Annotated in this window: 7 protein-coding genes; all 7 read right to left on the reverse strand. The window is 66.5% G+C overall.

Annotated elements, in window-relative coordinates; translation table 11 throughout:
- Nucleotide 1 precedes the first annotated feature (1 nt).
- The 7 genes from def to GTP77_RS21535 all read right to left on the reverse strand — a co-directional run bounded on the left by def (nucleotide 2) and on the right by GTP77_RS21535 (nucleotide 11,677).
- The gene (gene def, locus GTP77_RS21505) at nucleotides 2-538 is read right to left on the reverse strand and encodes a peptide deformylase (protein ID WP_161074200.1); all 537 of its coding nucleotides are present in this window, start codon (nucleotides 536-538) and stop codon (nucleotides 2-4) included.
- On the reverse strand, nucleotides 535-1,428 hold the full coding sequence (gene galU / locus GTP77_RS21510; RefSeq protein ID WP_161074201.1) for a UTP--glucose-1-phosphate uridylyltransferase GalU: 894 nt from the start codon (nucleotides 1,426-1,428) through the stop codon (nucleotides 535-537). The genes def and galU overlap by 4 nt, the downstream gene beginning before the upstream one ends.
- Nucleotides 1,425-3,773, reverse strand: coding sequence for an NAD-dependent DNA ligase LigA (gene ligA, locus GTP77_RS21515; protein WP_161074202.1), 2,349 nt, complete (start codon nucleotides 3,771-3,773; stop codon nucleotides 1,425-1,427). The genes galU and ligA overlap by 4 nt, the downstream gene beginning before the upstream one ends.
- A gap of 9 nt (nucleotides 3,774-3,782) precedes the next feature.
- Complete coding sequence (locus tag GTP77_RS21520; protein ID WP_161074203.1) at nucleotides 3,783-4,949, reverse strand: cell division protein ZipA C-terminal FtsZ-binding domain-containing protein; 1,167 nt, start codon at nucleotides 4,947-4,949, stop codon at nucleotides 3,783-3,785.
- Nucleotides 4,946-8,473, reverse strand: coding sequence for a chromosome segregation protein SMC (gene smc, locus GTP77_RS21525; RefSeq protein WP_161074204.1), 3,528 nt, complete (start codon nucleotides 8,471-8,473; stop codon nucleotides 4,946-4,948). Before smc ends, GTP77_RS21520 begins: the two co-directional genes overlap by 4 nt.
- Before the next feature lie 103 nt (nucleotides 8,474-8,576).
- Nucleotides 8,577-10,187 (reverse strand): GMC family oxidoreductase, encoded by a 1,611-nt coding sequence (locus tag GTP77_RS21530; protein WP_161074238.1) that lies wholly within the window; start codon nucleotides 10,185-10,187, stop codon nucleotides 8,577-8,579.
- Between the two features lie 2 nt (nucleotides 10,188-10,189).
- A complete protein-coding gene (locus tag GTP77_RS21535; RefSeq protein ID WP_161074205.1) occupies nucleotides 10,190-11,677 on the reverse strand; it encodes a coniferyl aldehyde dehydrogenase in 1,488 nt (495 codons plus the stop codon).
- Nucleotides 11,678-11,775 lie beyond the last annotated feature (98 nt).

The raw sequence follows: 11,775 nt of genomic DNA on the forward strand, positions 1-11,775 counted from the left end.
GTTAATCGTCGTCGTTGGGATCGAGGTCGGGGAACATCACAGAGGTGTAGCCGAACTTGCTGAAGTCGGTGATGCGCATCGGGTAGAGGATGCCGTGCAAGTGGTCGACTTCGTGCTGTACCACGCGCGCGTGGAAGTCGTCTGCGTCGCGCACGATGGCCTGGCCGTATTGGTCCACGCCTTCGTAGTGCAGCTTCTTGTAGCGCGCCACGCTGCCGCGCAGGCCGGGCACGGACAGGCAGCCTTCGAAGCCGTCTTCCTTTTCTTGCGTGATCGGCGTGAGCACGGGGTTGATCAGCACCGTCTCCGGCACTTGCGGCGCGTCCGGATAGCGGGCGTTGTTCTTGAAACCGTAGATCACGAGCTGCAAATTCACGCCGATCTGGGGCGCGGCCAGGCCCGCGCCGTTGGCGGCGTGCATGGTGTCGAACATGTCGGCGATGAGGGCGTGCAACTCGGGCGTATCGAATTCGCGCACCGGCTCCGCCACGCGCAGCAGGCGCGGGTCGCCCATCTTCAGGATTTCACGGACCGTCATTTCGCCCCCAGTTCCAATTGCATCTCCTGCAGATATTTGCGGAATTCGTCGCCCATCTCCGGATGCTTCAGGCCCATGGCAGTGGTGGCTTTCAGGTAGCCCAGCTTGGAGCCGCAGTCGTAACGGGTGCCGTCGTAGCGGTAGGCCAGCACGCGCTCGGCCTTCATCAGCGCGGCGATGCCGTCGGTCAGCTGGATCTCGCCGCCGGTGCCCGCGCCCAGGTGCTCCAGGTATTCGAAGATGCGGCCCGACAGCACATAGCGCCCCACCACGGCCAGCGTGGAAGGCGCCTCCTCCGGCTTCGGTTTCTCGACGATGCCGGACACCAGTTCCAGCCTGCTCTGATAAGGCGAGGCGCTGACGATGCCGTACTGGCGCGTGTTCGCGCGCGGCACGTCCTGCACCGCCAGCACGCTGGCGCGCTCATAGGAATACACTTCGGTCATCTGCGCCAGCACCGGACGGGCGCCGTTGTCGGTGTCCATGAAGTCGTCCGCCAGCAGCACGGCGAAAGGCTCGTCGCCCACCACCGGACGCGCGCACAGCACCGCGTGGCCCAGGCCCAGCGGCTCGGACTGGCGGATGAAGATGCAGTTGATGTGCTTGGGGATGACGTTGCGCACCTGCTCCAGCAGCGCGGTTTTCTGCGCCGCTTCCAGCTCGGCTTCCAGTTCGTAGGCTTTGTCGAAATGGTCTTCAATGGCGCGCTTGTTGCGGCCGGTGATGAAGATCATGTCGGTGATGCCGGCCGCCACCGCCTCTTCCACCGCATACTGGATCAGCGGCTTGTCGACGATGGGCAGCATCTCCTTCGGCTGCGCCTTGGTGGCAGGTAGAAAACGGCTGCCCAGGCCTGCGACTGGGAATACGGCTTTGCGAATTTTGGTCATTTATTATTCTCCAGCAGGGCCAGCAGGCCCGCTTCGTCCAGGATGGGGATTTCGAGTTCTTCCGCCTTGGCCAGCTTGCTGCCCGCCTCGGCGCCTGCCACTACATAACCGGTTTTCTTCGATACGGAACCAACCACCTTGCCGCCCGCCGCTTCAATCATGGCGCCAGCCTGGTCGCGGCTCAGGTTCGGCAGCGTGCCAGTCAATACAAAGGTCTTGCCGTTCAGGGCGCCCGTGGCTTCCACGACTTCCGGCAGCAAGGCAAGCAGGCCTTTGCAGAGATCATCCAGCGCGGCCACCTGGTCGCGGTTGCCCGGCTGCGCCATCCACTCTTCCAGCGCAGCGGCGACGTCCGCCGGCAAGCCATAGACCGAGAAAATGCTCTGCTGCGCCAGCTTTTCCAGCGTAACGCCCTGCTCCACCAGCTTGCGGCAGCGCGGCTCGGTCATCTTCGGTATGCCCAGTGCGGCCATCAGCTTGATGTCGTCGAGCTTCTCGCGCAGCTTGGCGCTGGGCGCGTGCTCGCCTTGCGGGGCCACGCCCGCCGCCAGCAGCGCGTCGATGGCTTCCTGGTTCTTCGGCTCGGAGAAGAAGTCGGCGATGGCTTCGGCCACCGTGCCGCCGATATCGGGCAGCACCCGCAGCAGCGCGATCGGCGCGCGGCGCACCAGGCCGAAACTGCCCAGCCACTCGGCCAGCGTCTTGCCGGTGGACTCGCCCACGTGGCGGATGCCCAGCGCGAACAGCAGGCGCTCCAGCGGCGGGTTCTTGCTGGCGGCGATGGCCTCCAGCAGATTGTCCGCCCACTTGGTGGCGATCTTGCCTTGCTGGACGGTCTCCGGCGTGGTGCCGTCGCGTTCATCGGCCAGGCGCTTCATCTTCAGCAGGTCGTCCAGCGTCAGCTTGTACAGGTCGGCCACGCGGGTCACCAGGTCGCATTCGACCAGGTTGTCGATATAGCGGTCGCCCAGGCCTTCGATGTCCATCATGCGGCGGCCGGAGAAGTGGCGGATGGCTTCCTTGCGCTGTGCGCGGCAGAACAGGCCGCCGGAGCAGCGCGCAATGGCCTCGCCCTCTTCGCGCACCACGTGCGAACCGCACACCGGGCACACCTTGGGCAGCACGTAGCGCGGCGGCTCGGGCTGCGGGCGCTTTTCCAGCACCACGGCCAGCACCTCGGGAATCACATCGCCAGCGCGGCGCACGATGACCGTGTCGCCCACGCGCACGTCCTTGCGCTGCACTTCGCCTTCGTTATGCAGCGTGGCGTTGGTGACGTTCACGCCGCCCACGAACACGGGCTCCAGGCGCGCCACCGGTGTGATGGCGCCGGTGCGGCCCACCTGCACTTCGATGTCGTGCACGATGGTGGTGGCTTCTTCGGCCGGGAATTTATGCGCAATGGCGAAGCGCGGCGCGCGCGATACGAAGCCAAGCTGACGCTGGTCGGACAGCTTGTTGGCCTTGTACACCACGCCGTCGATCTCGTACGGCATGTCCGGACGCGCCTTGCCGATGGCGGCGTAGTAGTCCAGCAGGCCTTGCGCGCCGCGCACCACGGCGCGTTCCTTGGCCACCGGCAGGCCGAGGGCGTAGTACCACTCCAGCAGCGCGGAGTGCGATTCGGGCATCTCGGCGCCTTCCAGCGCGCCGATGCCGTAGGCGAAGAAGCTCAGCGCGCGCTGCGCGGTGATGCGCGAATCGAGCTGGCGCAAACTGCCTGCCGCCGCGTTGCGCGGATTGACGAATTCCTTCTGGCCGGCTTCGCGCTGGCGCTCGTTCATCTTGGCGAAGTCGCGCTTGTACATCAGCACCTCGCCGCGCACGTCCAGCAGCGCGGGCACCTTGTCGCCGTGCAGGCGCAGCGGAATGCCCTTGATGGTGCGGATATTGGCGGTAACGTCCTCGCCGGTGTAGCCGTCGCCGCGCGTTGCGGCCTGCACGAACAGGCCGTTCTCGTAGCGCAGGTTGATGGCCAGGCCGTCGAATTTCACTTCGGCGGCGTACTCCACTTGCAGCACGTCCAGGCCTTCCCGCACGCGGCGGTCGAAGTTTTCCACGTCCTCGTCGCTGAAGCCGTTATTCAGCGACAGCATGGGCACGGTGTGCGTCACTTGCGCAAACTGCGGCAGCGGGGCCGCGCCCACGCGCAAGGTTGGCGAATCCTGCTTTTGCAGCTCCGGGTGTTCCGTTTCCAGCTTTTGCAGCTCGAGGTAGAGCTGGTCGTATTCGGCGTCCGGGATGGTCGGCGCATCGAGCACGTGGTAGGCGTGCAGATGGCGGTTCAATTCGGCCGTCAGCCAGGCCGCGCGGTCCACCTTGGCCTGGTATTCCTTGTCACTCATTGCGCACCCTTAGCAGAACAGGCGCAGCGCGCGGGTGGAACCGGCCGGGATGTCGGAGGACTCCATGTCGGCGTAGAAGTCGCGCACCTGGCCGGCGATTTCGGCCAGCGCTTCGTCCGACAGCGCCTGGCTGTAGTCGTCCACGATGGTGCCATCCAGGCGGCCCGCCAGCGATTTGGCGCAGGCGATCATGGCGCCGAAGCCGTCGCGCGACGGGGCCACGCAGGGCACGTCGAGCAGCAGCGTCAGGCGCGGCGTGGTTTCTTCGGCCAGCGTGACATTGGTCGACAGCGAGAACAGGTGGCCGCCGTCGCCGTCCGGCATCACGTAGCGGCCGTCGGGACGCACGTCGAAGCCCTGCTTCTCCAGTGCGCCCAGCAGCGTGCTGATGGCCCACGGCGCGCCGTTGGTGTGCAGGTTCACGCCCAGCTGGGCGTCGTGGCTGGAGACGAAGCGGTGCAGCGTTTTCGCCTCGGCCATCACTTCCATCATGTCCGGAATGGCCGGTTCGGCGCCGATTTCATCGGCCATGGCGCGCAAGCGCGTCACCAGTTCGGAGTATTCGAGTTCGTTCAGCGCGGTGCTGCGGCTGGCCAGCTGCACGCCGCCTTGCAGCTCCGTGTAAACGCCGCCGTGGACGATGGGTTCCCAGTCGCCGTTCACGTGCAGGCCGATGTAGTGCACCGGCTTGTTGCCCACCAGGCGCAGCTTCTGCAGCACCGGCAGGATTTTGTCGCCGCGCACCGGGGCTTCCAGCGCCAGCGGCAGCAGGCAGTCGATCAGCGGGTCCACCAGCGCGGTGGCCTGCTCCGCTGCTGGCGTGAGCGTGCCGGCTTCGTGCGCGGTGGGCGCGTAGGATTCACCGCCGGCGTCTCCGCCCGCGCCACCAACCCCGCCGCTGCCGCCAGCCGCCCCGGCCCCGCCGGCGCTGCCGCCGTGGGAGCGCGCGCTGGCGCCTGCCGCTGCGGCGGCATCGGTCTCGCCAAGCGAGAAGCTCGGTTCGTGCCGGGGCACGCCGGCTTCGCCGTCGGGCCGCATCAGCACGTCGTCATGGTCGGACGAAAACGCCCGCTCCACCGATTTTTTGGCTTTGTATTCCTGCCATTTGTTGTAAGCGACAACGCCGACGATAAAGACGCCGCTTGCCGCGATCAAACTCATTTGAAGGTCTGTCATGCTGCTTGTGCCTCAGAAGCGAAGTTGGCGGCGGCTTCCATATCCACCGCCACGATGCGCGATACGCCCTGCTCTTGCATCGTCACACCGATCAGTTGATTGGCCATCTCCATCGCAATCTTGTTGTGCGAAATGAAGAGGAATTGGGTCTGGTCGGACATCCGTTTCACCATGCGGCAGAAACGTTCCGTATTAGCGTCGTCCAGCGGCGCGTCGACCTCGTCGAGCAGGCAGAACGGCGCCGGGTTCAGGCGGAACATGGAAAACACCAGCGCGGTCGCGGTCAGCGCTTTCTCGCCGCCCGACAGCAAATGGATGGTGGCGTTCTTCTTGCCCGGCGGCTGCGCCATCACCTGCACGCCGGAATCCAGGATTTCGTCGCCCGTCATGATCAGCTTGGCCTGGCCGCCGCCGAACAGTATAGGGAAAAGTTCGGAGAAGTGGCCGTTCACGCGGTCGAACGTGTCTTGCAGCAGGTCGCGGGTTTCCTTGTCGATGCGCGCAATCGCGTCTTCCAGCGTGTTGATCGCTTCGGTCAGGTCGGCGTTCTGCGCGTCGAGGAAGTTCTTGCGCTCGGAGGCCTGCGCCAACTCGTCCAGCGCGGCCAGATTCACCGCGCCCAGCATGGAGATGGCGTTGTTCAGGCGCGTGACCTCGCCTTGCAGATAGGACGGCTTCATGTCCGGATTCAGTTTCTCCGCCAGCGCCGCCTCGTCCGCGCCCGCCTCCGCCAGCTGCGCGGAGAACTGCTCCTGGTTCAGGCGCGCGGCCTGCTCCTTGAGCTGCAGCTCCATGATCTTGTCGCGCTGCGGCTGCAGGCTGCGTTCGTTGTTCATGCGCGCATCCTCGAAGCTGCGCAGCTGCTGCGTGATCTGGTCCAGCTCATGGCGCGCGTCCGACAGCGCGCGCTCCTGCTGCGTGCGGCGTTCCAGCAGCTCCTGCAGGCCTTCGCTTGCGGTGCCGGCTTCCAGGCTTTCCAGTTCGCGCTGCCCGGCCTGCAGGCTATCCGCCACCTGCGCCGCCTGCGTGGTGGCGGTGGCGATGCTGCGGCGCAGCTCCTCGATCTTGCTGCGCTGGGACTTCTCGGCGAACTCCGCTTCCTGCGCGCCGCGCTCCAGGTCGCGCAGGGCCTGGCGGGCGTCGGCCAGCTTCTGTTCCTTCTCCATGAACAGGGTCTGGCCGTCCTCATGCTCGCCCTGCAGGTTGCCCAGCTCCATATCGAGCTGCTCGAACTTCTCCTCGGACTCCATGCGCACCTGCATCTGCTCCGATTCCTGCGCGCCGATTTCGGCCAGGTCCGCCTCGATCTGCGTGCTGCGCTGGTTGAAGCGCGCCTCGATCTCGGACAGCTTGACCACCTCGAGCTGCAAAGCGTGCACCGACTGCGTGAGCAGCTGCGACTTCTGGCGCAGCTCGGCCAGGCTGCGCGCATGCGCCGCCACGGCGGCGTCCGCGCGCACCGAGCGGGCGCGCGCCTCGTCGGCCAGGATGGTCTGGGCGCGCAGCTGCTTGCCGATGTTGTCGATCTCCTGCTGGCGCGCCAGCATGCCGTCCTGCTCCGCGTCGGCGGCGTAGAAACGCACGCTGGACTGGGTGACAACGTGGCCCTGCGCGGTCACGAACACGCCGCCGGCGGGCAGCGTGGCGCGCGCCTTGAAGGCGGCGTCCGCGCTGTCTGCGATGAAGACGTTGTGCAGCCAGTCCTGCAGCACCGCGCGCAGGCCGGGATCATTCAGTTTCAGCAGCGTGATGAAGGGCTTCAGGCCAGGCTGCTCCTGCTGCATGGGCGGCGCGCTGGCGCCGGGCGCGAACAGCGCCAGCTTGGCCGGAGGCGCGTCGCTGAAGAAGTGCTTGGCCCATTCAATATTGGACACTTGCAGGGCCGAGGTGCGCTCGCGCAGGATGGCCTCCATCGCCGTCTCCCAGCCCGCCTCGATCTGCAGCTTCTGCCACAGGCGCGGCAGTGCATCCAGCTCGTGCTTCTGCAGCCACGGCGTGACCTTGCCCTGGGTCTGCACGCGCTCCTGCAACTGGCGCAGCGCATTCAGGCGCGCTTCCAGCTGCGCATTGGCGGCCGCTTCGGCGTTCACCTGCAGCTGCGCGTCCTGGCGCTCCGCTTCCAGCTTGGGCTGCTGCTCCAGCGCTTCTTCCAGGTGGTAGTTGAGTTCCTCGGACGCCTGCTGCTTTTCCTCCAGCTGCATCTTCAGGTTGGACAGGTGCGCCGAATCCGGCAGGCTCAGGCCGTGCTTCTCCTGCTGCAGGCGCTCGCGCCGCACGGCCAGGCCGTTCAGGATGTTGCTGGCGTTGCGCTGGTGCGCCGATTCCAGTTCCAGCTGCTGCTGCGCCTGCATGATGCGGGCGCGCGACGCGCTGCTCTTGTCCTGCGCCGCGCGCCAGGCCGCCTCCAGCACCGGCAGCGACTCCGCCTTCTGCTCGGCCATCATGCGCGCCTGCTCCACCTTGGCGGACAACTCCTCCAGGTTGAACTCGGCTTCCTCTATCTGCTCGCTGTACTCGGCGGCCTGGTTCTGCCACTGGTCGCGCTGCGCGCCCAGGGTGGCCAGCTGGTTCTGCAAGCGGGTGCGCGACTCCACCACGAACTTGATCTGCGCTTCCAGGCTGCCGATTTCGGAGTTGGTCTGGTACAGATGGCCTTGCGCGGTGTGCAGGCGGTCGCCCACGGCGAAGTGCGACTGGCGCATCTGCTCCAGCGTCAGCTCCACGTTGCGCAGCTTGGCGGTCTGCTCTTCCAGGTCGGTCTGGGCCTGCTCCACCTCGCGGAAGTACTTGGTCTGCTCGTACTGCGCCTCGTTCTTGCGCAGCAGCCAAAGCAGTTTCTGCTTCTCGTCCTGGTCGGCCTGCAGCTGGTGGAAGCGGTGCGCCACGGCTGCCTGCGCTTCCAGCTTTTCCAGGTTGGCGTTCAGTTCGCGCAGGATGTCCTCCACGCGCAGCAGGTTCTCGCGCGTGTCGTGCAGGCGGTTCTCGGTTTCGCGGCGGCGCTCCTTGTACTTGGACACGCCGGCGGCCTCCTCCAGGAATACCCGCAGCTCCTCGGGGCGCGACTCGATAATGCGCGAGATCATGCCCTGGCCGATGATGGCGTAGGCGCGCGGACCGAGGCCGGTGCCGAGGAAAATGTCCTGGATGTCGCGCCGGCGCACCGGCTGGCCGTTGATGTAGTAGGTGGACGTGCCGTCGCGCGTGAGCGTGCGCTTGACCGCGATCTCGGCGTACTGGCCCCACTGGCCGGAAGCCTTGCCGTCGTTATTGTCGAACACCAGCTCCACAGACGCGCGGCCGGCCGGCTTGCGGTGCGTGGAGCCGTTGAAAATCACATCCTGCATGGACTCGCCGCGCAGCTCCGACGCTTTCGATTCGCCCAGCACCCATCGCACGGCATCGATAATGTTCGATTTGCCGCAGCCGTTGGGACCTACCACGCCGACCAGCTGACCGGGCACCTGGAAATTGGTGGGATCAACAAATGACTTAAATCCCGACAATTTAATGGAAGATAGACGCACGTTTTAGGACGAATTGAATTGCCACAATGAAAAGTGGCCTATCATACCATTTCAATGCCCGATTCAGGCCAAAAACGCGCGCGCTGCGGGGCGGGGCCGCCCCCTAGCCGGCGGCGCGGCCGTCCCTCAGCAGGATGGCGCACTTTTCCCCGATCATGATGCTGGGCGCATTGGTGTTGCCCGAGACGATGGTGGGCATGATAGAGGCGTCCGCCACGCGCAAACCGGCCACGCCGCGCACGCGCAGCTGGGCGTCCACCACCGCCATGGGATCGTCCTGCGGCCCCATCTTGCAGGTGCCGACCGGGTGGTACTGGGTGTCGGCCCGCTTGCGGATATCGGCGATGGTGGCGGCGCGGTCGCCCAGGCGCACCGGATACAGCATCTTGCCGCGCACCGGATCCAGCGGCGCCGACTCCATGATTTTCTGCTGCAGGCACACGCCCTGGTACAAGGTTTCCAGGTCGCGCTCGTCGCTGAGGAAGCGCGGATCAATATGGGGCGCGTCGCGCGCGTCGCGGCTGCGCAGGCTGACTTCGCCCCGGCTGTGCGGCCGCAGCAGGTCCACGTGGCAGGAAATGCCGTGCCCCAGGTGCATCTTGCGCGCGTGGTCGTCCACCAGCGCCAGCACGAACACCAGTTGCAGGTCCGGCACCGCCACATCCGGCGAGGAACGCAGGAAAGCGCCAGCCTCGGCGTAGGGACTGGTGATCATGCCCCTGCGCTTGCTGCGCCACTCCAGCATGGCGGCCGCGATTTTGCCGGCGCCGCGCGCCGACAGGCCGAAGGTCTCGGTATCGCTGGGCGTCTGCCAGCCCTGCACGTGGTCGATATGGTCCTGCAGGTTGCGGCCCACGCCGGGCAAGTCCTTCACCACGGGGATGCCCATGGCCTGCAGCTGTGCCGCCGGGCCTATGCCGGACAGCATCAGCAGCTGCGGCGAGCCGAAGGCGCCGCCGCTCAGCACCACTTCGCGCCGCGCGCGCACCTGCTTCAGCGCGCCGCCGTGGTGGTATTCCACGCCGGCCGCGCGTCCTTCCGCCAGCAGGATGCGCGACGACACGGCGTGCGTCACCACCTGCAGATTGGGGCGGTGCAGATTCGGCGTCAGATAGGCCTTGGCCGCGCTGCAGCGCTCACCGTTCCTGTGCGTCACCTGGTACATGAACGCGCCTTCCTGCCGGACGCCGTTGTAGTCGCGCACATGGGGCAGGCCGTTCAGGGCGGCCGCATCCAGGAACATCTGGTTGATCGGACTGGCGTGGCGCGGATAGCATACGTTGAGCGGGCCGCCCACGCCATGGAAGGCGTCGCCGCCGAAGTCCTCGTTGTTCTCGGCGCGCTTGAACAAGGGCAGCACGTCCTGGTAAGACCAGCCAGGGTTGCCCTGCGCGGCCCAGTTGTCGTAGTCCCAGGCATTGCCGCGCACGTAGAGCATGGCGTTGATGGAACTGCTGCCGCCCAGCGTCTTGCCGCGCGGCTGGTAGCCCCTGCGTCCGTTCAGCCCCGGCTGCGGCACCGTCTCGTAGGCATAGTTGTTGATCTTGCGCGGCAACATGGCCACCACGGCGGCCGGCGCGTGTATCAGCACGCTGCTGTCCGGACCGCCCGCCTCCAGCAGGCAGACCGAGACCGACGGGTCTTCCGTCAGCCGCGCGGCGATGGCGCAGCCGGCAGAACCGGCGCCCACCACGATATAGTCGAATTCCTGCATGCTCATGCCTGCTCCTTGCCGTGTTCAATGCGCGGGGCCACGCCGGGGTCGCCCTTGCCGAGAAATACGCGCAGCGCCAGCCGCTGCACCACGTTGCCGTAGGGGGGATAGAACAGGTCGATGGGGAAGAAGCGATGGCGCTTGAACACCGTCTTCGCATGCGACAGCTCGCGGAAGCCTTCCTCGCCGTGGTAATTGCCCATGCCGGAATTGCCCACGCCGCCAAACGGCGCGTCGTGGTTGATGACATGCCAGCCCCAGTCGTTGACGGTCACGCCGCCCGAATGGGTGCGGCGCAGCACCTCGTCCCGCTGCGCCGCGTCGTGGCCGAAGCAGTACAGCGCCAGCGGGCGCTCGGCCGCATTGATGAAGGCAATGGCCTCCTCCAGCGTGTCATACGGGACGATGGGCAGCACGGGACCGAAGATCTCTTCGCGCATGACGCGCATGCCGGCGTCCGCGCCCAGCACCAGGTGCAGCGGCATCTGGCGCGCCGACAGCAGCAGACGGCTGCCCTCGCCGCAGCGCAGCACGGTGGCGCCGCGCTCGCGGGCCTCGTCCAGCAGCGCGCGCAGGCGCGCATGGTGCGCCGGGCTGATGATGGCGGTGTACTCGGGCGCGCGCGTGCCGGTTTCATGAAACTCTGCGTAGGCCAGCTGCGCCGCAGCGGCAAATTCCTGCACCGACTCGCGCGGCACCAGCGCATAGTCCGGCGCCACGCAGATCTGGCCGCTGTTCGCGCTCTTGCCGTGCACCACGCGGCGCGCCGCTTCGGCCACGTTGTAATTCCGCAGCAGCAGCGCAGGCGACTTGCCGCCCAGTTCCAGCGTGACCGGCGTGAGGTTGCGCGCGGCCGCCTGCATCACCAGCTTGCCCACCGCCGGCGAACCGGTAAAGACCAGGTGGTTGAACGGCAAGGCCGTGAAGACGGTGGGGTCGTCCAGCTCTCCCGCCAGCACAGCAACCTGCTCTTCCGCGAAGATTTCGCCCAGCATGCGGCGCAGCACGGCGTTGGTGGCGGGCGTAAGCTCGGAAAGCTTGAGCATGACGCGGTTGCCGGCCGCCAGCGCAGCCGCCAGGGGGCCGAGCGCCAGGTAGACCGGGAAGTTCCACGGCACGATCACGCCCACCACGCCCTTGGGCTGGTAGCGCACGGTCACGGAATTGGATAAAAACAGCAGCTCGGTGCGGCGGCGGCTCGGATTCATCCACTTGCGCACATGGGAAATGGCGTGGTTGATCTCCAGCGTGGAGGCCAGCAGGTCGAGCATCTTGGATTCGGCCACGGCGCGGTAGCCGAAATCGGCATGCATGGCGGCGGCCAGCGCGTCCTGGTAGCGCTGTATCTGGCGCTTGAGCGCCTGCAGCGCGGCGCGCCGCTGGGCGGCGCTGGGATAGGGGGCGGCGGCATAGGCCTGTTGCTGGGCGGCGAACAGGCGGCGCGCCCGTTCCTCCGCCGCGCTGGGCGCGGGGTCTGCGTGCGGGTGCATGGTGTCCTCTGAAAAAAACGGGAGGAACAAGTCCTCCCGCGAATGGAGACTACATAGCGCATGTGGCACGGATAGCTCCGTACCGGCATGTGCTGGAA

The sequence above is a fragment of the Pseudoduganella aquatica genome (assembly GCF_009857595.1).
GTDB classification, from domain to species: domain Bacteria; phylum Pseudomonadota; class Gammaproteobacteria; order Burkholderiales; family Burkholderiaceae_D; genus Rugamonas; species Rugamonas aquatica_A.

Coding starts and splice junctions, on each gene's coding strand:
- def (WP_161074200.1), bottom strand. CDS start 538: ATGACGGTCCGTGAAATCCTGAAGATGGGCGACCCGCGCCTGCTGCGC.
- galU (WP_161074201.1), bottom strand. CDS start 1,428: ATGACCAAAATTCGCAAAGCCGTATTCCCAGTCGCAGGCCTGGGCAGC.
- ligA (WP_161074202.1), bottom strand. CDS start 3,773: ATGAGTGACAAGGAATACCAGGCCAAGGTGGACCGCGCGGCCTGGCTG.
- GTP77_RS21520 (WP_161074203.1), bottom strand. CDS start 4,949: ATGACAGACCTTCAAATGAGTTTGATCGCGGCAAGCGGCGTCTTTATC.
- GTP77_RS21530 (WP_161074238.1), bottom strand. CDS start 10,187: ATGCAGGAATTCGACTATATCGTGGTGGGCGCCGGTTCTGCCGGCTGC.
- GTP77_RS21535 (WP_161074205.1), bottom strand. CDS start 11,677: ATGCACCCGCACGCAGACCCCGCGCCCAGCGCGGCGGAGGAACGGGCG.